The organism is Pseudocolwellia sp. AS88 (assembly GCF_030551755.1).
Taxonomy (GTDB): Bacteria; Pseudomonadota; Gammaproteobacteria; order Enterobacterales; family Alteromonadaceae; genus Pseudocolwellia.
Genome location: NZ_JAUPEC010000016.1, coordinates 65158 through 86567 on the forward strand (window position 1 = coordinate 65158; position 21410 = coordinate 86567).

Genomic DNA, 21410 nt, shown 5'->3' on the forward strand with positions numbered 1-21410 from the left:
AAACCTTTTGTTTCTGGATTTTTCTTAGGGAAAATAAATTATATGAAACCCGCTTTAGCTTTCAGAAAACAACGACATCCTAAAAGTTGGCTACAAATACCTAACGGCGAGATTATTCTCAAAGAAATTAATGAGGTTGTAGCTAAATGGTGTTCAAAATTTTTCGGTTATCATTTACTTAAAATTGGAGCCTTAAGTGGCGAAGTTAATTGTGACGACTCTCCAATTAATCATCAAATTACAGTTTCAGAAGATGTGGATAATGTTTCGGTTGTTGCGGATATAGACGACTTACCGTTTTTAGAACACAGCATTGATGTTTGCGTTCTTAGTCATGTTCTTGAGTTTAATGGTGATCCACATCACGTGGTTAGAGAAGCAAATAGGGTGCTTATCCCTAATGGGTATCTTGTTATAACAGGTTTTAATCCTTTCAGTTTAGCTGGCCTTAATCGTTTTATACCTTATAGACGGCAAAATTTTCCTTGGCAAGAACGATTCTTTTCATCGATGCGTGTTAAAGATTGGCTGCAGTTAATGGGGTATGAAATTTTGGCAGATGAGCATTTGTTACATTCATCTCTCGCAGGAGTAATAGGTGAGGGCAAAATAACGACTTATTGGAATAAATTTGCTAAAACATTTTTACCTCAATTAGGTTCTGTTTACGTTATAGTCGCGAAAAAGCGAGTTTTACCGTTAACGCCAATAAAACCTAAATGGAAATTAAGTCCTAGGTTTTCTCCAGTTAAAGTTACAGGAATGAGTTCTCGCCATAAATCACCTAAGAGAAATGTACTTAACGACATGAGAAAATAACATTTAAGTTTTCATCTTATAACAAATTCACTAAGACAGACGTAATCAAAATTATGACATTAAAAACTATAACCAATTTAGAATTAGAAAATTACTTAACAACACTTTTAAAGCCTTCTAAAGTCAGAGATTTCTGTCCTAATGGGCTGCAAGTTCAAGGTGCTGAGCACATTAAGAAAATTGTTACGGGTGTAACGGCATCTCAAGCGTTAATCGATCAAGCCATTAATTTACAAGCCGATGCACTTTTAGTTCATCATGGCTACTTTTGGAAAAATGAATCTTATCTAATAAAAGGTATGAAACACCAACGAATTAAATCTTTGTTAGTCAACGACATTAATCTATTTGCTTATCACTTACCTTTAGATGTACATCCTGTTTTAGGTAACAACGCGCAACTCGCCAAGTTACTTGATATTAAAGTTACTGGTCCATTAGAGTTGGGTAATGAGTTTAGTGTTTCTATTCAAGGTGAATTTGAACAAGAAAAAACAGGTGATGAACTAAAATCAATTATATCAACGCGTTTAAATAGAGAATGCTTACATCTTCAACCACCATCAAACAAACCTATAAAAACAATTGCTTGGTGTACCGGTGGCGGACAAGGATATATTGATTTAGCTGCAGAGCTAGGAATTGATGCCTTTATTTCAGGTGAAGCATCAGAGCAAACAACACATGTTGTTAACGAAATGGATATCCACTTTTTTGCAGCAGGTCATCATGCAACAGAGCGCTATGGAGCAAAGGCTTTAGGTGAACATATACAAGCTGAATTAGGTGTGGAAGTAATATTTATAGATATCGATAATCCAGTTTAACACTACATTACAAACTAGCTTGTAAGCCTCTGTGCAATTCGCCCGAGTAACTCATATAAAGCACGTGTTGATTTTTCCAGAGTTGACACATTAGGTAGGTTTGAAAGTATTTCGCTGCTTTCTCCTTTATATAATAAATTGGTAGGCGCTAATAATGGAGATAAATTCTCCTTTTGAAAATAGCGATAAGCTCTTGGCATATGCATAGCATTGGTGACTAAAACAAAACGTTTGTTTTTTAATAACGGATATAAAAGCGCCGCTTCTTCTTTAGTGTCTTTAGGGCGATCTTCTATAATTACCTTACCCGCGGGAATACCAATGCTTATTGCCGCTTCTTTAACTTTTTGGGCGTTAGATACTTCATCTGTAAACGCATAACCTGAAGTTATCAATAATGCTTCAGGGTGAAGTAAAGAAACACGATGTGCTTCCATTAACCTCTCTAAAGAACAAGTTTTTAGCTCAGCAATAACGGGCAACTTATTATTGGTGGTATGGCTACAACCGAGTACAACAATATAATCGATATTATCTTGTTGCTGTTCGAACATTGGGATTTCTTCATCAATCGATTGAACTAATAGATTAGAAACGATGGGAGTAGAGCTGAATAATAAAATTAAAAAACTAAACACTAAAAAACGTTGTGCAATCTTAGGGCGATATTTAAAAAGGATAAGAGTAGTAAGTATTAATAATAAAGTTATATTTACTGGTGTGATTAGTATACCTATGAGTTTTTTCAGAGAAAATAAAAGCATGATTTATCAGTTTAATATTAAGTAATACGAGTCTTTTTCCAGTATAACGATTCCAAAGGTATTATTCATTGGCATTTTTGTAAATAGCCGTCTAAAAGTCTATTGCAATTTGAATTTAACTAGTGTTTAATACGCGCCATTGAAAATGGTTTATTTTTCTTTAAGTGAAAATCAATAGATGATTACATCTTAAATAGCTTATAGTTTTTACTTATTTTCAATACCAGAAGAGGTGCGATAGCCAGGTAGATAATACGAGGAAGCCAATATTCCGATGACTATTATTGAGGGGGACTACCGCCGAGAATATTATAGTTACTGGCACATAATATTCGGTCGCTAGGGTTGAATCCCTAGGGCTGTCACCATGATGGTGGAGAGCTTCTGGCTGAATGTTTAGTTTTAAGTTTCATCTGCACACTAATCCAATCAGTCATGCTCTTCCTTAGTATTAATCGTTATCAAACGAATTTAAATGGGAAGTATAATGTTAAAGATCACACACACTAATGCCGTTCAATTACCTCAATTAATAAGAGCGAGTTTATAATGTCTACACCCAAAAATTTAACTATATCCAAATTTGGTGGAACTAGCGTTGCCGATTACGAAGCAATGGTTAGATGCGCAAAGATCATTCAAAACGATCCATCAAATAAAGTTGCTGTTGTATCTGCAAGTTCAGGTGTAACAAATCATCTGGTTCGTTTAGGGCAACCGCAAATTAGCGAAGATGAACAAGTAGAAATTATAAATAGCATTAAAGCCATTCAATTAAATATTACTCAACATTTGAGTAAAGAAGCTGAATTGAATGAAACAGTAGAGCAGTTATTAGCAGAATTAACACAATATGCTAAAGAGCAATCACTAAACCATAGTTTACGCACTGCTGATGCAATTCTTTCTTACGGCGAACAATTTAGCTCAATTATTTTTGCTGAAGTTTTACAAACTATTGGTGTTAACGCTAAAGCATTTGATATCCGCCAAATTATGAAAACCAACAGCTTATTCGGAAAAGCTGTTGTAGATTTACAATTACTTAAAGAAAATGCCTTATCAATATTAAAACCAGAACTTGAAGACAATATTATTGTTACTCAAGGTTTTATTGGTCAAAACGAAGCAGGTCAAACAACAACTTTAGGCCGAGGCGGTTCTGATTATAGTGCTGCACTTTTAGCCGAAGCATTAGATGCGGACGACTTAGCAATTTGGACAGATGTAGTTGGAATATTTACAACAGACCCTCGCATAACAGATAAAGCTCGTGCTATTAAAGAGATCAGTTTTGGCGAAGCTGCTGAAATGGCAACATTTGGTGCCAAAATTCTTCATCCAGCGACACTTATTCCAGCAATGCGTCAAAACATTCCAGTATTTGTTGGAAGCAGTAAAGCGCCAGAGCAAGGTGGTACACGAATTCAGAAAGTTGTTGAATCTTGCCCAACATTTAGATCAATTGCATTAAGACGTGAACAAACCTTAGTGACTGTTAAAAGCCCTGAAATGTTACACGCAAGCGGCTTTTTAGCTAAAGTTTTTGCTATTTTAGCGAAACACGAACTAAGTGTTGATTTAATTACCACCAGTGAAATTAGTGTAGCCTTAACTTTCGATAACCCTGTAGGTTCTACTCAGGCGGTTATCACAAAAGCTGTTGTTCAAGAATTAGAAAAGCTATGTGACGTTAAAGTTGAAGATGGATTATCTTTAGTGGCTGTTATTGGCAACAAAATGCATTCAACCAGTGGCATCGGTAATAAAATATTGCATGCGGCTGAAGGTGTAAACATTAGAATGATGTGTCAGGGAGCAAGTGCTCATAACTTATGTTTCTTAGTACCTGAAGATGAAGCTAATAAAGTTGTAGAGAAATTACATAGTTCACTTTTCTCGTTTTAAAGCAGCTTAACTCACTTATTTGTTAATAAAGTATTAAATTATTGTTTAATTAATAAAGAACAATGACTATAGTATGTAATAAATCGCCTAAGATCTTAGGCGAGTCAAACATTACAAAATAGGTGAAAATATGTCAGAAAACAGCGAATTAAAAAATATTAACTCAATACTATTTGTATGTATGGGAAATATTTGCCGCTCCCCAAGTGCGGAAGCTGTTTTTCGACATAAAGCGAAACAAGCAGGTTTATCTTTTGTCATTGATTCAGCAGGAACTGTTGGTGCACATGCAAGAGAAAAACCTGATCATCGCGCACAAAAAGCAGGTATGGCACGTGGTTATTCTTTTGATAAGATTAAAGCACGTAAAGTAACAGAGAAAGATTTTGATAACTTCGATCTTGTTCTGGCTATGGACAACGACAATGTAAACGGCTTAAAGAAAGTCGCTCCTCCACATCTTCATTACAAAATTCAATTATTTTTAGATTATGCTGCGAACCATGAAGAGACTGAAGTTCCTGATCCGTATTATGGTGGGGCTAAAGGTTTTCAATTTGTTATCGATTTAGTTGAAGATGCTAGTGATGGTTTATTAGAAAAACTTAAGTAAACTAAACCTCGTTTTAATTATTTCATCTCACATATAATATTTGCGCTTAATTAATTTAAGTCTTTTACTTTAGTACGAACAGCAATGGCTAATATTAAAATTTAAACTAAGCGCTCCTATTTTTATTTATTTAGTAAATAAAATTCATACGATAAAAACCTTTGAACCTTAAATCTAATTTAGGATTTATTTCTAACTCAATTTCAATATTTAACTACAAGCTAAATATTTTAATAAATCATTATAAATACGAAGAGAAAGTTTTTAGCTTCAGAATTTAACTTATTAAAAATAAAAACCGCAAAGTTATCCCCCTAAGTTTTATTATAATTTAATATCCCTCATATTCTTTTAATTAAATTTTGTTAAATGAATTTGTGGTTTTAATTATTTTCTTAAAATGAATTAGCGCTGTGTAAATTAAAATTAAAAGTAGGGCTGTTACATTCAACAAAATTTAATCTGTAAGTTTCAAATTTTAATCTTAATTTAAATTTTATTGATCCTTTTCATTTTATTTAACTCTTATTATTTCAAAAAATGTTTTTCATAAACTTTTTAAGGTTTATAAAATAATACCACTTAATCTTTAGATAATTCATTTAAACAAACTGAAGCGATAAAACCAGATCGCGTTTTATGATCAGCTGACTTATTCACACGCGCATCTATTTTTTTTATAAGCAATTCAGGTAGCGTTACATTAATCTTTTGACTCCTACCTAAATAGGGAATGATATCTATATCAAGAATTGCCCAAATAACATTTTCATGTTGCTTCATATGATCATCAATTAATTTAGCACTAGGGATCACTTCACCATATTCCGCCAAAATCTCTAAATGTTCATCAACTGCTTTTTTAAGTTTATTCAAACCTTCATCAACACTCTCAGCTTCAACGTTACAACCAGGTAAATCGACTACGCTAAGGGAGTAATTAGATATTATATTTTCTTTACGAATTAAGACCGGATACTTCATATTTATTCCTTTTCAATAACCCCACTAATGATAACCCCGACAACCCTTAAAGTACATATATTTATAACTCCGACAACCCTAGTATGTATATAAATAACAACCCCGATAACTCTTCGTGTTTTATTTTATGGGTGTCTGGTAACTCTGTATGGCTTGGTGTGAATACTCACTTACAATAAGTGACACTAGATATTATGGTGATCAGCCTTTAGTTTAGAGTTGCTAGAGTTGTGATTATTGTGAGGCTGAATTTTAAAATAAATCAGTTGTAGTAAATATTTTAAAATTTCATTAGTAAAAAGTGACAAGCTGTGTGGATTTTAAATCGATTTAATACAGGATATTACGAGGCTGTTTTGTGTCTATTTACTTTGTTTCTTTATAAAAGGATTATGTTGTTACAGTTGAATTGCTGTTTATTTAATTGAGAAAATCTTTTCTAAATATTCAGAATGAAAGTTTATAAAATTATCATTTAGCCATTACAAGATCATTAGTGAAATGTTTATATTTATAACAAACACAAAGAAATGTGTTTTACCTGTTACAACGAGTAACAATAGTTCTCAATTAAGATCTATAAATTATTGAGTGTCATGATGAAGTTAGCTATATTTAATCAAAGAAGATAGGTTTGTTTCATCGCTCCCAAAAGATTGATCTGCAAGCTATATTAAATTATTACGTTTCCAAGGAGCTACTCTCAATGAAGTTACACAAGTTAACTTATACAAATGATTCTCGTACTGAGTCAGAATCAGAAATCTTATTTGAATCTATGCATACCAACAAACTAATAGCATTTGCTGAGCAGTACGCTAAAGATTTTGGTGTAAGTGATATGACGTGGGAAAGCCTTCAAGATTCACGAGCAGAAGACAATAAGTTTACGAAGCAGTTAAAGTTAACTGACACCGTATATTTAGTTATAAAGTAATCGTTATTTAAACTGTGGGGAATTATTACCTTATCTATTATGTTTATTATCATTAGTGCCATGAGTATTAGCACAAGATAAATTAAAGAGATTAAGCTTAAATATACGTTTAAATTAATAGATATTGTTTAGGAATATAAAGCTGAAGACATTGGTTTTAAAAAATTCTCACAAAAAAGCCCGTTTAATATTAATTAAACGGGCTTTTTCTTTAATATGGTCGGAGTGACAAGATTCGAACTTGTGACCTCACGTCCCCCAGACGCACGCGCTACCAAGCTGCGCTACACCCCGATATTCCAGCATTTAGTAAAATACTGTACTCAACCACAAACACTTATCTAAACACAGAGGGCTAACTGTTTGAGAGGAGTATATTAATGATTTATAAGCTGATTGCAATGTAAATTAAATATAGATATTTTTTCTGATTATTATATGAACAAAGAATTTCTATTGGAGGGTGTTGCTTGATTTAACCAAAGGAAACAGTCAGTTATAACTGCTCCTTTGGCCACATGTTTGGAGTTCTTAGTTGGTGGTTTCTGTTACTGTAGATTCATTAAATCGCTTAATAAAGTTAACTCCATCAATCATCAACGGAAAGTCCGCATTTACTGAAATAGGCATTTTTAATTGTCTAGAATAACTTTGGAACTCACCGTTGTTATCAATGAATACAGACTTATCTTTCTTGAATACGATAATGCCTGTATCAATTGTATTAGCGATTACACGATTTGATTTAACCGTTAGTATGTCTTTTCCATTTACAATAGTTGACGCTAAACCGTCACATTTAAGCCATCGGCTCAGTAAAGTAGGTTGAATATCCATGTGACTTGTTAAGCGTTTTAGCTTGTTACTTGCTTGCCCAGGAACAATAAGTAATGAAGGCTTGATAGCTAAACTGTCTTGAATATTCTTATTACCCATTGAGCTTACCCAAATGATATCTTTTGTGTCTTTCTCGCGTTGAGCAACGAGTAGGGCATCTATATACAATTCTGCTTGTGCGCTATTGTCAGCATCAAAATATAGAATATGTAGACCAGCTTTAGGTTTGTTTAAGTTATCGGTAAAGTCAGTTTTCTCTAAAGCTTCTCGCTCACTAAAAATAAGTGAGGATACTTCAGTTACAGAAGAAGTATTTAACCATTGTGAGAACCAAATTGAATCTGGAATAACACCATCTTTAGTAATCACTGTTAAGTTTGCTGCAATATTTCTTAGCTCCATTTCTTGAAGCAAAAGTGGTTTAACATTTTGTTCAGCTATCTTGTCTTTATATATAGAAGGTAAGCTATATAGTAGGTTGAACCATGAATCACTTGGTAACGCGTTATTAATGTGGCGTGCCAAATCGATAGTCGAACCACTTGATTTTAAAGCGAAAGCTTCGATTTTGTTTTCTGTTAATGCGGTTTCAGTTAGTACCATATAAACAGACTGTTCTGCTGGTTCTAAAACGTTACATTGTTCTGTTAAAACAGGATATGAGCTGACTTTGTGTTTGATAGAAAGCGCACTTTCTTTGTTTTCAGTGTAGTCATTCGCATCAAATAACTCATACTTAGTTAACAATGTTTTAGCCGTAGTTGGATACGATAAAGGTAAAACAGTGTCTTGTTTTAATACATCATAGTTCCATCTAGCATCTGCCCAAATATGAGTGAAATGACTAACAAAAAACGATGCAACTAATACGCGCACAACATATTTTGCATATGGCATACGTTGTAAATCTTTTAGATGTTTCCAAGCATAATTACTTAACGTCAGCTCAATAATAAGCAGAACAAAGGCTGTTGATGTGGTAATTAACCAGAATTTAAGGGTGTTATGAGAAATAAGATTACTGATCAGTAAAATTATTTGGTCACTCGAAGAGGCATTCAAGTGATATCCCAAACGTTTATAAACGAAAGCATCTAATAACAGCAGAACTAAACTGGCTGTAAATACTAAAGAAGATGTAATCCGAATAAATTGCGTTCTAGGATAAATTAATATGATCGGGAATATAATTAACAAAAAGCCAATGAAGGTTAAAAACCCCATATGACTGGCCCATGTTATATATAAATAGAAATGCCCGATAAGAGTATCGGGTGTTTTCTCACCAAATACATAAAAAGACGATAATAAAATTGCAATTAAAACGTTGAAAAAAGTAAACCAATGGCTCCAACTAATTAAATGTAATAGCCGTTTACTATAAGATTTAGACTCAAATGAAACCATTGGTTATATTTATTCTCTGATTTTATTGTTAAAATTAGTTCGACTGTTTATTTTGTTGTTCAACAGTTTGTTTTAGCGCTTTAGTAAAGTTCGCTACAACTGCTTCACGCTTACTTTCAGGGACTTGTTTATTAATGACTTCAGTAATAACGTTTCCTATGCACATAAGTGCTAGATCAGGCGTTGCTTCTTCATTAATAAGAACATCAAATAGATTTTGAATGATTTTTTCTACACGTTCGTTTGAATACTTGGATACAATAGGCATTTAAATACTTAATTTTGCAAATGATTAACTAACGCTAGTTTATCAAATGCCCAAACAATATAAAACTGACCATTACCTATGAGTTTAATAATTTCTAACATTGCACTGCATTTTTTATCAAAAATTGAAGAAACGGGTGAAGTAACACTACGTTTTGGACCAGAAAACATTGAACCTGGTTTAAAAATAGAAAATTTTGTTGATTCACTTCATAAAATTTATAACAGCAAAGGCAGTAAGGCCTATGGTAATTTCTCGTCAATGCCAGCTGAAGGTGATGCTGCACGCTTTGTTGATATTATGGAAAGCTACTTAGGTGAAGCTCAATCTTTTTATACTTTTAGTACACAAGCGGCTAATTTGCTTAAAAACGAAATTGAGAAATATGATCTTGCTGAAACTGGCTATTTAATTGTGTGCCATTATGAATACATGGGCGGCCGTTATTTATTAGCTGCAATTATTCCAATTTCTGAGCATTACTCGGTAGATGGCGAATTGAATATATCAGCAGATCAACATCTTGATACTAACAAGTTACAACTAGCTGCACGTATTGATTTGTTTGATTATCAGCAAAATGCAGATGGTAATCGCTACATCTCATTTATTAAAGGCCGTGCTGGTCGTAAAGTATCTGACTTCTTTTTAGACTTTTTAGGTTGTGAGGAAGGTATTAACTCAAAAGAGCAAACACAAACTCTTGTTCAAGCGGTAGAAGACTATGTTTCTATTAACCAACTAGACCCACAAGAAAAACAAGAAGCACGAAAAGAATTACTCAGTTACTGTAAAGAACAAAAAGCCACCGACCAAGATGTTTCTATCAAAGAAATTGGTAAAGTATTAAAGAATGAAGAAGAAGGAAAAGATTTTTATTCTTTCTGTCAGGAGCAAGCTTATCCAATTGAAGAAACGTTTCCACACGACCAAGCTATTGTAAATAAAGTTACAAAATATTCAGGCTATGGCAGCGGAATCAGTGTAAGTTTTGAGCGTGGTCATTTAGGTCAAGATGTTGTTTACAATGCAGCTAACGATAGTTTAACCATTTATAAAGTGCCGCCAAACTTAAAAGCACAATTATTGGCTTTGTTAGAAAATGAAGCTCAAAAGAACAATCCATTTAACGATGAGAATGAATAAGTAAAATAACGCGTTACCATTAAGTTGTTATTAAAGTTTAATAAAAAACTTAATAGAGTAAAAAGACTTTACTGCATTGTAGAAAACTAATTTTTTATGGGAGCTCTCAAAACTCTCATTTTATTACCAAATTTTAGGATTAAAAATGAATACATTAACAATAACTCGACCAGATGATTGGCATGTTCACCTTAGAGATGGAGCAGCGCTAAAAACTACAGTAGCAGATATTAGTCGTTATTTTGGTCGCGCAATCGTTATGCCAAATTTAGTACCACCAGTAACTGATGCAAAGTTAGCTGATGATTATTATCAACGTATTATGGCTGTTAATCCTTCTTCAACCTTTAAACCATTAATGGTTTTATATCTTACAGATCAAACAACAGCACAAGATATAGAAGATGCGAAAAACTCAGGTATTGTTTATGCGGCAAAATTATACCCAGCCGGAGCTACAACTAATTCGTCTTCAGGTGTTACAAATGTAGATAACATAGCCGATGTAATTGCTGCTATGCAAAAGCATAAAATGCCATTACTTATTCATGGCGAAGTAACAACACACGATATTGATATTTTTGATCGTGAAGAAATGTTTATAGACACTATTTTAAAACCACTTGTTGCTAAATACCCTGACTTAAATGTTGTACTTGAACATATTACAACAAAGCAGGCCGCTGAGTTTGTGCAACAAGCAGGGCCAAATGTTGCTGCTACCATTACAGCTCATCATTTAATGTACAACCGTAACGATATGTTAGTTGGTGGTATAAAACCGCATTTTTATTGTTTACCTATTTTAAAACGTAATATTCACCAAAACGCTTTAATTAAAGCCGCTACAAGTGGAAGCAATAAATTCTTCTTAGGAACCGACTCTGCGCCACACCCTCAACATGCTAAAGAATCTTCATGTGGTTGTGCAGGCTCTTACACCGCTCATGCTGCTATAGAGTTATATGCTGAAGTATTTGAACAAGAAAATGCTTTAGATAAGTTAGAAGGTTTTGCCAGCTTAAATGGTCCAGCTTTTTACAACTTGCCTGTTAACGAAGACAAAATCACATTAACTAAAAAAGAATGGAATGTTCCAGCAACTATGGCTTTTGGTGATGATGTTGTTGTACCTGTTAAGGCCAATGAAACCATTAACTGGCAAGTAAGCGAATAAGGATTACTGAATGCAATTATTTGTAAACGATCTTACCGTTATAGACTTTTCTTACTGTTGTGAACAACGCGGAATTGTTGGTGAAAGCTGGATTGTAGATGTTCTGCTTGAAGGTGAACTCAACGAAATGAGCATGGTGCTTGATTTTGGCGTTGTGAAAAAGCAGATCAAAGCCATTATAGATGAGGCAGTAGATCATAAATTACTCTTGCCTATGAAAAGCAGCATGATCTCAGTTGAACAATCGACCACTCAAGAAGATAGTGAGTATGTTGATGTTGTGAGTGAACGTGGTTCGTACTTTTTACAATCACCAACTCAAGCCTTTGCTAAGCTGCCAACTAAAAAAATCGACATAGCTTCAGTCACTGATTTTCTTCTTAAAATCATTAAAGCAGAATTACCTGAAAACGTTAGCGGTTTAACGATTGTCTTACGTGAAGAAGTTATCGATACAGATTACTACCATTATACTCATGGTTTAAAACTGCATGATGGCAACTGTCAACGTATTGCTCACGGTCATCGCTCTAAAATACAGTTATTTAAAAACGACCAACGTGATTCTACTTTAGAAAAACAATGGTGTGATCGTTGGCAAGATATTTATATCGCATCTGAAGGTGATCGCATTGAAAAGTCAGATATTCAATTATCAAACTCAGCACTGCGCCAGTTAACTGATAAGCATGAATACTTTTCATATTTTGCTCCTCAAGGGCGATTTGATATAGCCGTACCGGCGGATGTTTTAGATGTTGTTGATTGTGATTCAACAGTAGAGCTATTAGCTGACTTTATTTGTCGACAACTTAAAAAGACAAATCCTGATGATGCAATTAAAGTTATCGCTTATGAAGGAGTACAAAAAGGAGCCATTGCTTATGATTAATCGTATTGCAGTAGCATGTTTATATACATCGCTAACTTTCGCTTGCACAAATGCTATGGCTGATGAAACATTCAGTCTATCGAATAATTTAAAGCAGGGTGCTTTGATTGTTGGTAAAACAGAACCTGATAGTATTGTTAAAGTTAATGACAAAGTTTTAGCGGTATCTGCGAGTGGTGATTTTGCTTTTGGCTTTGGTAGAGATGAAGTTAAACCACATACAGTGACGGTAACGCATAAATCGGGACTTTTAGAAACAAAAGTTTTAACGCCAGAATTACGTGAATATAATATTCAGCGTATTAACGGTATTAAACAAAGTATCATGAAGCCAAATCCCGTTGCTGTTAAACGTTCTAGACAAGACAATGCTCAAATTAAAGAAGCTAGAAAAACCTTAAGCAGTAATACTGCTTTCGCCAATGGCTTTATCGCTCCTATAGATGGCACTGTTACGGGTGTTTACGGTAGCCAACGTGTTTTTAATGGCGAAAAGAAACGTCCACATTTTGGTTTAGATTACGCAGGTAAAACAGGTGATCCAGTAAAAGCGCCAGCAGACGGTGAAATATTATTATGGGTACCAGATATGTTCTATTCTGGCGGCACCATGATTATTGATCACGGGCATGGCGTAACATCAACGTTTTTACACTTAAGTGCTTCAAAAGTTAAAACCGGTGACTTTGTCAAACAAGGTGATTTAGTTGCTAGTGTTGGCGCTAGTGGCAGAGCAACAGGGCCACATCTAGATTGGCGTATTAACTGGTTTGATGTACGTTTAGATCCTGCCTACGTGTTGAACTTAACACCAATGAAATAATTAATAACCTTTAACTCTTATTCTCAAAGGTAAAGCTAAAAAATAGCTAAACCTTAAACTAGAGTTTAAATATTGTTATAGACTAAACTATGGGGGAAAAGTGCACTCTGTTTTGTCCCATAGTTTAATTTACAATACTCAATAAATGTCTATCAGTAGGCTTTAAGTAAACTTATATATTTGATTAAATGACAAAAATCAAACAAAGCACTTAGATAAAACCTTATAATTTTCATTCATTTCCTCGTATTATTCAAAATATAAGTTATAGTTTTTATATATACTTCCAAGGACAGAGAGACTTTATTTATATGACAATATATTCACCCATTATTCTTGATATAGAATCTTCAGGTTTTGGCTCTCATAGTTATCCAATTGAAGTTGGCGTTATTTTAGAAGATAAAACGAAGTATTGTTCTTTGATCAAACCTGAATCTAACTGGGTTCATTGGAGTGAAGAAGCTGAAAAAATACATCATATTAAGCGCGATTCATTAATAAACAACGGTAAATCTCCATATGATGTTGCTAATCATTTGAACAAACTATTAAAGGGTAAAATAGTATACTCAGATGGTTGGGTAGTTGATTCTACTTGGCTGATTCGTTTATTTGAAGCGGCTCAGTTAGAAATGACATTTAGCCTTTCTGCAATTGAAATGATCCTCAAAGAACAACAAATGCGCCGTTGGGATGATATGAAAAATGTGGTGATCCGAGAGTTAAAACTTGATCGACACAGAGCCTCTAATGATGCACAAATTATACAAGAAACATTTACTAGAACATTAAATTAAAAGTATAACTCTGTTTGTTAAACCAGAACCAAATCTGAAATCTTTTACTTATTAAATGATTAAACAAACAAACAAATAAATAAACCGCCACACCTGTTATGTATGACGGCTTTTAAATATTTAAAATAAATAATCAACAGTAAAACGAGCTCTACGTCCATTACCTGTAAAAATAGATTGAGAGTTAAAAGAACCTCTAAACCATTCTCTATCCGTTAAGTTTTCTAATAATACACGCACACTTAATTGTTCAGACATACGATAACTGATTGTTGAATCCAGTAGTGTATAACTTGGTAATTCAAAAGTATTCGCGTTATCTACAGGACGTGCACCGACATAATTTACGCCAAGAGCTAAACTTAAACCTCTGTCAGAATCTTCATTAGCTTGATATTGAACCCAAACCGAACCACTGTTAGTTGGTGTGCCTCTAGAGCGATTACCTTCATTATCTCTGTTATTAAGATCTTCTGTAATTTCAGCATCGAAGTCTGAATAGTTTGCGCTGATCACCCAATTAGGATTAATGCGACCTAATAAACTTACTTCAAAACCTTCACTCACCACTTCATCAACTACATCAGGCTCAAGTAAATTTCCTGTATCTACAATATTAGTTTTTTCTATATTAAAGTAAGCGAAAGAAGCCGATAAATCTTCAGTTACATCCCATTTATATCCAAGTTCGATAGCTTCTGATTCAGTAGGTCTTACTTCACTTGCCACTAAAGCTAAGTCGTATTGACGACCATAACTCGCATAAAGAGACATATTATCTTTTGGTGAATAAAGTAATGCTGCCTTGGGGACTAACTCACCTTCAGTTTGATCAGTAGTAACTGTTGGATCTGTTGCTATCTGACCACCAAAAAACTGAACAAGGTTTAAACGTGTACTATCAAGTTCATAAGTATTTTCATCATAGCGAGCACCAAGAACAAGCTGCCAATGATCGTTAAACTTTATCTGGTCTTGAAAGTAAATACCTGTGGTTGTTATTTCAGACTTAACTGATTCGAAACTTACTTGATCACTAAACTCAAATTGCTGATTAAAGAATGGGTCGATAAAGCCTAATGCTGTAGGCAATGTAATAATTTCAGCATCTTGTGGATCATACGGGTCAACAAAACTTGTTAGTCCATAAGGCGCTAAAGCAGGATTTACTGAACTTAATACAGAATATAGTTGAGCGTTGTAATTAAATTGTGACTGTCTATCAATTTTACGAGTATTAGTATTTAACCCAAATAACAGCTGATGTTCAGCTCCAAATGCTTTTATTGCGCCAGTTAAATTTATATCTAAATTGATTTCATCTTTAACGTCGTCTGCAGAAGTAAATGTGCGATATATACGCGCTTCATCATCTAAAAATAGAGTAGGGCTGTTTAATGCACCTTGAAGAGTTTCTTCTAAAGGGTTAAACAATGCGTCTTCAGTATCGTCTTTACCTATACGAAATTTAGTGTTTAAAGCCCAATCGTTATTAATAAACCATGCGTGTGTTGCTTGAAAAGTTGTAATTTGAGTTTCGACATCGGTATTACCACCTAAAAATGTTTCTTTAGGCAAAGCGTAAATATCACCATCTATAGCGGCAATACCTTGATCACGTGTTTGCTTAAAATCATTAAACTCAGCTTCAACTGTTAACTTTTGAGAGTCGTTAATTTGATAACTTAAAGCAGGTGCAATAAATAATCGATTGCGATTAGCAACATCACGAAAACTATCACCTTCATCAAATTGGACATTAAGACGGAATAAAAGTTTATCGGATAACTTAGCATTAGTATCTAAGTTCAGTTGGTACATACTGTCAGAATCTGCCGTTACCGATATTTCAGTAAAGTTTTTAGCTAACGGTTTTTTAGTAATTAAGTTAACAATCCCACCGGGTTCGCCTCTACCATATAGAGCTGAGCTAACACCTTTAAGCACTTCGATCTTTTCAATATTGGCAAGAGGTTGAAAAGCAAATCCTTGACTCACATCACGTAAACCATTTTTTAAAATTCCGCCGCTATTTTCATTTAAACGAAAGCCACGGATGTTAGTGTGTCCTAAAGGATCTGAAACATTCACTGAAGCAGAGTTACGATAAACATCAGACAACTCTAATGAGCCTTGGCTTTCTATTAACGCCTGATTAATCACGTCTACAGGTTGTGGGATATCTAGGTTATAAGTATAAGTTTTGGTTGCCGAATCAGCAAAATCATCTCTAAATTCACCGCTTAAAATGCGGCTAACAACGGTTATTTTTTCTATATCAGTGTCGGTTTTTATACTTTCATCAACGGCTTGTGCAATAACAGACTTACTGAATAATAGAACCAGCCCCATTATTCCTACGTTTAAAGCTGTCGTTTTTCCCTTGGTAAGTCTCTTATGTTTATTTATCATAATTTTCGTTAATTTATTTAAACACTCTATATAAATGCGAGTCATTTACATTTGCATTTGTATAATAAAATTAATTTTTATTAAAAACAATAAAGATAAGAATAATTCTTATTCAATATGATTATAGATTACTACTTTCTGTGGTTTTAAACTTAGATGTTATTTATGTAAAACAGCAGATTTAACTACCATATAAAATAAATACCTGCATTCAGGGTTTTTCGAAGGCATTATTAACCTTTTAGCTAATTATCATGGATAAGCTTTTTCAACCTCATACCGTTAAATTTATAAAGCCAAGTTTAATTAAAAACATCAGTTATATCAGTTGGTTGATATAACTGATGTTAATTAACTATGTTTTTGATTGATTTAGCACTGATAATTTTGTTTAATGGCGAAAAATCGGAATATAGTTCATTTTTGTTCGTTTGAAATATGTGTATACAAAGGAATTGGGTAAATATTTAATAGGTTGCTAAACTTACAATGTTTGCGTTGCTTTTTAAGTAATACAATACTTTGCAAGTGCCATTATTTAATGGTGAAGGGGATATTATTAGAAGCTATTTCTCCTAGGCATAATTTACCAGGCTAATGAGCGGCGTTAACAGAACTCATATATTTTATCACTATTTGGCGTTCGAATATTATTTGGTAAAAAAGCCTTTTAAGCGAATATTAAATTCTACTTGGTTTGCTGGGATAGTACTTGTGAATTTGTATAAGCCTTGTGAGTCATACAAGGTTAACAGAATGCACACATACAATAAACGATTAGAAATGAATAATGTTCGACATTATCACTGTAGTTTATTTAACTAATTTATAGATAAATTACGGTAAAAAATTATAAATAGCGCATTTAATTATGGGCTAATACATTCAATAAACTTGAGGCAAATAAATGCTTTTTAATAGTTCGTTTATCACTGACTGTCCTATACGTCAGCAAATTCGTCAGTTTTATCGTATTGATGAAAATACAGCTGTTGATTATATCCTTCCATTAGCCGAGGTTAATGTAAGCGCCAGAAGTCGTGCATGGGATCGTGCTCGAAAAATGGTAATGAAAATCCGTGAAGATCAATCTGGTGAGGGTGCTATAGATGCACTTTTAAACGAATATTCACTTTCTAGTGAAGAAGGCGTTGTACTTATGTGTTTGGCTGAAGCTCTGCTTCGTGTACCAGATAAACATACCCAAGACGAACTTATCCGCGACAAAATATCGCAAGGTAAATGGAGTGCTCATTTAGGTAACAGTGATTCTATCTTTGTTAATGCTTCTTCTTGGGGATTATTAATTACTGGTTCTATGGTTAATTATAACAATAGACAAAAGCGCGAAAGCTACGGTTTGTTGAAGAAAATCATTGGTCGTTTGGGTGAGCCTGTTATCCGTAAATCAATGAACTACGCTATGAAAATCATGGGTAAGCAGTTCGTTATGGGTGAAACTATTGCTGATGCGACTGAACGTGCAGCAACAAAAGAGCAGCAAGGCTATGTATATTCTTACGATATGCTAGGCGAAGGCGCTCGTACCATGAAAGATGCAGACCGTTATTTAAAATCTTACCAAGATGCGATTGAAACTATTGGTAAAGTTGCAAAGTCATCAGGTAAAAATGATCCGAGAAGAGTTCCTGGTATTTCCGTTAAACTTTCAGCTATCCATCCTCGTTATGAACTTACTCATAAAGATCGAGTGATGGCTGAAATTGTGCCAAAACTTAAAGCGCTTTGCTTACAAGCTAAAAGTTATAACATCGGCCTAACTGTTGATGCAGAAGAATCAGAACGTTTAGATATCTCATTAGATATTATAGAAGCTGTATTCAGCGATGAAGACTTAGGCGATTGGAATGGTTTTGGTATTGCACTACAAGCTTACCAAAAACGCGCTATTTTTGTTGTTGAATGGTTACGTGAGCTGACTTTACGCGTAAATCGTAAAATGATGGTACGTTTAGTTAAAGGTGCTTATTGGGATACTGAAATTAAAAATACCCAGAAAGATGGTCATGATCACTTTCCAGTGTTTACACGTAAATCATCTACCGATGTTTCTTATCATGCTTGTGCTAACAAGCTATTAGACTACAGAGACACAATATACCCGCAATTTGCTACTCATAATGCCTATACAGCAGCAACAATTGTTGAGCTTGCAGGAAACGATAAAGAAGGCTTTGAATTCCAGTGTTTACACGGAATGGGCGATTCATTGTACGATCAAATTGTAAGTGACGAAGCTATTCAGTGTCGTATTTATGCACCAGTAGGACATCATGAAGACTTGTTAGCGTATTTAGTTCGTCGATTACTAGAAAACGGGGCTAACTCATCATTTGTTAATGCGATTGTTGATGAATCTAAGCCTGTTGAATCTTTATTAGAAGATCCTGTTGAAAAAACCCAACGTTTGAAAGAAAAATACAACAATCAAATACTTAAACCTATTGCCTTATATCACGGAAAATCTGGTGATGGACGTGACAATTCTAAAGGCTTAGATTTATCAGATATTAATGAAGTCACATTATTAAAAGCTTCTTTAGATAAATGGTTTACAGAACAAATTATAAACCAAGATGAAGTACCTACAGGTGCAAGTGCTGTTCTAAACCCTGCAAATCATAGTGAAATTATTGGTTATCATAATTATCATGATAAAGACGATATGTTAGCGATGATCGAAACCGCCGAAACGGCTTTCGCATCCTGGTCTCAAACTCCGGTTAAAGAGCGTGCTGACTTACTGTGTCGTATTGCCGATATTTTAGAACGACATATGAATGAACTTATTGGTTTATGTATAAAAGAAGCCGGTAAAATTGCACAAGATGGTATTGACGAAGTACGTGAAGCTGTCGACTTTTGTCGTTATTACGCAGATAAAGCCATAGAGTTAGAGAAAGATGAACGTCTTGAAGCTCGTGGGGTTGTGTTATGTATTAGCCCGTGGAACTTCCCGTTAGCTATATTCCTAGGACAAGTTGCTGCTGCCATTTCAACAGGTAATACCGTATTAGCAAAGCCAGCAGAGCAAACAAGTTTAATTGCACTGCGAACCATTGAATTAATGAAATCTGTTGGTTTACCTGAAGGTGTTGTACAAGCGGTTATTGCCGGTGGTAGTGATGTTGGTAGTGTTATTGTTCCTGATAATCGAGTACAAACGGTTATGTTTACAGGATCAACTGAGACCGGCACTCTAATATCACAAACTTTAGCAGACCGAGGTGGTGATCAAGTACCATTGATTGCAGAAACAGGCGGTCAAAACTGTATGATAGTTGATTCTACTGCTTTACCTGAGCAAGTAGTTGATGATGTTATTTCCTCGGGCTTCCAATCTGCAGGTCAACGCTGTTCAGCTTTAAGAGTTTTGTTTTTACAAGATGATATTGCTGATACTGTTATTACCATGCTTAAGGGCGCATTAGCAGAGTTACATGTAGGCAATCCTTCACAATTAAGTACCGATATTGGGCCAGTTATCGATAAAAAAGCCTTAGACGCACTTAATGCTCATAGTGAATACATGGAACAAAACGGTACTTTATTATATCAATGTGAAATAGCAGATGAAGTATCAAACAACGGGCACTTTTTCTTTGCTCCGCGTTTATATGAAATCAAAGATATTAACGTACTAACAAAAGAAGTATTTGGGCCTTGCGTACACATAGTACGATTTAAAGGTAATGAAATTGAGTCTGTTGTAGATAAAATTAACGGTACAGGATTTGGTTTAACAATGGGTATTCATACGCGTATTGAACATCGTGCCTATGAACTTGCTAAGTTATCACGTGCAGGTAACGTTTATATTAACCGTAACATGATTGGTGCTATTGTTGGTGTACAACCGTTTGGTGGGCGTGGTTTATCAGGCACAGGACCTAAAGCAGGTGGGCCAAATTACTTAACGCGTTTAGTTGTTGAAAAAGCCACACCAGATGCTGACAAATTCAATTTACCACCTGAAAAAACTAAAGCGTTAATTGGTGATACTGAGTCAAACGAAGTAGCATCGCTATTTTTAGATAGAGCCGAAGAAGCTGAAAAAACTTGGAGATTAACAGACTTAAACACACGCATTTCTTGTGTTCGTCAATTATTAGCTAAGATTGCTCATGTGCATATTGTTGAGGATTTAGCTGATGATTTAAATTACACATTAAGATTATCGCGCGAACAGCTTATCAATATTGAAAAGCATCTTAAAAAGCCTCAAGTTTTACCAGGTCCAACGGGCGAGTCTAATATCCTGTATTTGGAAAACAGAGGTAATATTATTTGTTTTGCCGATCATACAGTGAGTTTCCATTTCTGGGTACTTTCAATAGTAACGGCATTAGCTACAGGTAATACAGTAGTTAGTGTAGTTTCTGATTTATATTATGATGAAGCTATCGTATTTAGAGATAAGTTTATTGCCACTGGTGCTGGTGAACATGTATTTCAGGTAGCAAGATTATGTCACTTATCTCCTATGTTAAAACACCCGGCATTGGCTGGTGTAGTAGTTGATAGTAGTTGTGATCGTAAACACTATATCAGTGAAAAACTTGCTGAAAGAAAAGGCGCAATACTACCGATAATTACCTCTGAGTATTTCGATAACTTAATACAGCGTTTAGTTACAGAAAAAACCGTCAGTATCGATACTACCGCATCAGGTGGTAACACCTCATTAATGACACTAGTTGAAGAAGATTAATAAAAACTAGCTTAAATTCTCACTTCAGACAGGTAAATAACTTCTGAAGTGAGTTTTTCTATTC

At 34.4% G+C, this 21410-nt stretch carries 16 protein-coding genes, 1 tRNA gene and 1 riboswitch; of the genes, 11 read left to right on the forward strand and 6 right to left on the reverse strand.

The annotated features are described in order from the left end of the window. Positions 1 to 42 precede the first annotated feature (42 nt). Positions 43 to 819: a class I SAM-dependent methyltransferase gene (locus Q5N69_RS12240; RefSeq protein WP_304369227.1), complete on the forward strand. Its 777-nt coding sequence runs from the start codon at positions 43 to 45 to the stop codon at positions 817 to 819. Between the two features lie 53 nt (positions 820 to 872). After that, positions 873 to 1646 (forward strand): Nif3-like dinuclear metal center hexameric protein, encoded by a 774-nt coding sequence (locus Q5N69_RS12245; protein ID WP_304369228.1) that lies wholly within the window; start codon positions 873 to 875, stop codon positions 1644 to 1646. A 14-nt stretch (positions 1647 to 1660) separates the two neighbouring features. On the opposite strand, the gene Q5N69_RS12250 is transcribed toward Q5N69_RS12245, so the two are convergent. Then, complete coding sequence (locus tag Q5N69_RS12250; protein WP_304369229.1) at positions 1661 to 2284, reverse strand: ElyC/SanA/YdcF family protein; 624 nt, start codon at positions 2282 to 2284, stop codon at positions 1661 to 1663. A gap of 345 nt (positions 2285 to 2629) precedes the next feature. Continuing rightward, a riboswitch (Lysine riboswitch) is annotated at positions 2630 to 2802 on the forward strand. A 157-nt stretch (positions 2803 to 2959) separates the two neighbouring features. Between Q5N69_RS12250 and lysC the strand changes: the two genes are divergently transcribed. Next, positions 2960 to 4318, forward strand: coding sequence for a lysine-sensitive aspartokinase 3 (gene lysC / locus Q5N69_RS12255; protein WP_304369230.1), 1359 nt, complete (start codon positions 2960 to 2962; stop codon positions 4316 to 4318). A gap of 130 nt (positions 4319 to 4448) precedes the next feature. Beyond that, positions 4449 to 4931 (forward strand): low molecular weight protein-tyrosine-phosphatase, encoded by a 483-nt coding sequence (locus Q5N69_RS12260; RefSeq protein ID WP_304369231.1) that lies wholly within the window; start codon positions 4449 to 4451, stop codon positions 4929 to 4931. 582 nt (positions 4932 to 5513) lie between these two features. Here Q5N69_RS12260 and Q5N69_RS12265 read toward each other — a convergent pair. After that, the gene (locus Q5N69_RS12265) at positions 5514 to 5915 is read right to left on the reverse strand and encodes a type II toxin-antitoxin system HicB family antitoxin (protein WP_304369232.1); all 402 of its coding nucleotides are present in this window, start codon (positions 5913 to 5915) and stop codon (positions 5514 to 5516) included. A 706-nt stretch (positions 5916 to 6621) separates the two neighbouring features. Here Q5N69_RS12265 and Q5N69_RS12270 point away from each other — a divergent pair. Further along, positions 6622 to 6852: a hypothetical protein gene (locus tag Q5N69_RS12270; protein WP_304369233.1), complete on the forward strand. Its 231-nt coding sequence runs from the start codon at positions 6622 to 6624 to the stop codon at positions 6850 to 6852. A 217-nt stretch (positions 6853 to 7069) separates the two neighbouring features. Here the strand turns inward: Q5N69_RS12270 and Q5N69_RS12275 are convergent. The 3 genes from Q5N69_RS12275 to Q5N69_RS12285 all read right to left on the reverse strand — a co-directional run bounded on the left by Q5N69_RS12275 (position 7070) and on the right by Q5N69_RS12285 (position 9364). Then, a tRNA-Pro gene (locus Q5N69_RS12275) sits at positions 7070 to 7146 on the reverse strand. Between the two features lie 237 nt (positions 7147 to 7383). After that, positions 7384 to 9096 carry a DUF3413 domain-containing protein gene (locus tag Q5N69_RS12280; RefSeq protein ID WP_304369234.1) on the reverse strand — a complete coding sequence of 571 codons (1713 nt, stop codon included), beginning with the start codon at positions 9094 to 9096 and terminating at the stop codon, positions 7384 to 7386. Positions 9097 to 9130: 34 nt separating this feature from the next. Next, positions 9131 to 9364, reverse strand: a complete 234-nt coding sequence (locus Q5N69_RS12285; protein WP_304369235.1) for a DUF1414 domain-containing protein — start codon at positions 9362 to 9364, stop codon at positions 9131 to 9133. A gap of 78 nt (positions 9365 to 9442) precedes the next feature. Between Q5N69_RS12285 and yejK the strand changes: the two genes are divergently transcribed. From yejK to Q5N69_RS12310, 5 genes are all read left to right on the forward strand, one after another. Beyond that, on the forward strand, positions 9443 to 10510 hold the full coding sequence (gene yejK, locus Q5N69_RS12290; protein ID WP_304369236.1) for a nucleoid-associated protein YejK: 1068 nt from the start codon (positions 9443 to 9445) through the stop codon (positions 10508 to 10510). Positions 10511 to 10655: 145 nt separating this feature from the next. Continuing rightward, positions 10656 to 11687, forward strand: a complete 1032-nt coding sequence (gene pyrC / locus Q5N69_RS12295; protein ID WP_304369237.1) for a dihydroorotase — start codon at positions 10656 to 10658, stop codon at positions 11685 to 11687. 10 nt (positions 11688 to 11697) lie between these two features. Beyond that, on the forward strand, positions 11698 to 12579 hold the full coding sequence (locus Q5N69_RS12300) for a 6-carboxytetrahydropterin synthase (protein ID WP_304369238.1): 882 nt from the start codon (positions 11698 to 11700) through the stop codon (positions 12577 to 12579). Then, entirely contained in the window at positions 12572 to 13402 is an 831-nt protein-coding gene (locus tag Q5N69_RS12305) for a M23 family metallopeptidase (RefSeq protein ID WP_304369239.1), read from the forward strand. The genes Q5N69_RS12300 and Q5N69_RS12305 overlap by 8 nt, the downstream gene beginning before the upstream one ends. 311 nt (positions 13403 to 13713) lie before the next feature. Continuing rightward, positions 13714 to 14202 (forward strand): hypothetical protein, encoded by a 489-nt coding sequence (locus Q5N69_RS12310; protein WP_342866482.1) that lies wholly within the window; start codon positions 13714 to 13716, stop codon positions 14200 to 14202. A 120-nt stretch (positions 14203 to 14322) separates the two neighbouring features. Here Q5N69_RS12310 and Q5N69_RS12315 read toward each other — a convergent pair whose 3' ends face one another. Further along, on the reverse strand, positions 14323 to 16554 hold the full coding sequence (locus Q5N69_RS12315) for a TonB-dependent siderophore receptor (protein ID WP_304369240.1): 2232 nt from the start codon (positions 16552 to 16554) through the stop codon (positions 14323 to 14325). Between the two features lie 967 nt (positions 16555 to 17521). Here Q5N69_RS12315 and putA point away from each other — a divergent pair. After that, on the forward strand, positions 17522 to 21346 hold the full coding sequence (gene putA, locus Q5N69_RS12320) for a bifunctional proline dehydrogenase/L-glutamate gamma-semialdehyde dehydrogenase PutA (RefSeq protein WP_304369241.1): 3825 nt from the start codon (positions 17522 to 17524) through the stop codon (positions 21344 to 21346). Positions 21347 to 21410 lie beyond the last annotated feature (64 nt).

Bases quoted from the DNA above. Each gene is read 5' to 3' on its own strand.
- Q5N69_RS12240 (WP_304369227.1), top strand. From the start codon at position 43: ATGAAACCCGCTTTAGCTTTCAGAAAACAACGACATCCTAAAAGTTGG.
- Q5N69_RS12245 (WP_304369228.1), top strand. From the start codon at position 873: ATGACATTAAAAACTATAACCAATTTAGAATTAGAAAATTACTTAACA.
- lysC (WP_304369230.1), top strand. From the start codon at position 2,960: ATGTCTACACCCAAAAATTTAACTATATCCAAATTTGGTGGAACTAGC.
- Q5N69_RS12260 (WP_304369231.1), top strand. From the start codon at position 4,449: ATGTCAGAAAACAGCGAATTAAAAAATATTAACTCAATACTATTTGTA.
- Q5N69_RS12265 (WP_304369232.1), bottom strand. From the start codon at position 5,915: ATGAAGTATCCGGTCTTAATTCGTAAAGAAAATATAATATCTAATTAC.
- Q5N69_RS12270 (WP_304369233.1), top strand. From the start codon at position 6,622: ATGAAGTTACACAAGTTAACTTATACAAATGATTCTCGTACTGAGTCA.
- Q5N69_RS12280 (WP_304369234.1), bottom strand. From the start codon at position 9,096: ATGGTTTCATTTGAGTCTAAATCTTATAGTAAACGGCTATTACATTTA.
- Q5N69_RS12285 (WP_304369235.1), bottom strand. From the start codon at position 9,364: ATGCCTATTGTATCCAAGTATTCAAACGAACGTGTAGAAAAAATCATT.
- yejK (WP_304369236.1), top strand. From the start codon at position 9,443: ATGAGTTTAATAATTTCTAACATTGCACTGCATTTTTTATCAAAAATT.
- pyrC (WP_304369237.1), top strand. From the start codon at position 10,656: ATGAATACATTAACAATAACTCGACCAGATGATTGGCATGTTCACCTT.
- Q5N69_RS12300 (WP_304369238.1), top strand. From the start codon at position 11,698: ATGCAATTATTTGTAAACGATCTTACCGTTATAGACTTTTCTTACTGT.
- Q5N69_RS12305 (WP_304369239.1), top strand. From the start codon at position 12,572: ATGATTAATCGTATTGCAGTAGCATGTTTATATACATCGCTAACTTTC.
- Q5N69_RS12310 (WP_342866482.1), top strand. From the start codon at position 13,714: ATGACAATATATTCACCCATTATTCTTGATATAGAATCTTCAGGTTTT.
- Q5N69_RS12315 (WP_304369240.1), bottom strand. From the start codon at position 16,554: ATGGGGCTGGTTCTATTATTCAGTAAGTCTGTTATTGCACAAGCCGTT.
- putA (WP_304369241.1), top strand. From the start codon at position 17,522: ATGCTTTTTAATAGTTCGTTTATCACTGACTGTCCTATACGTCAGCAA.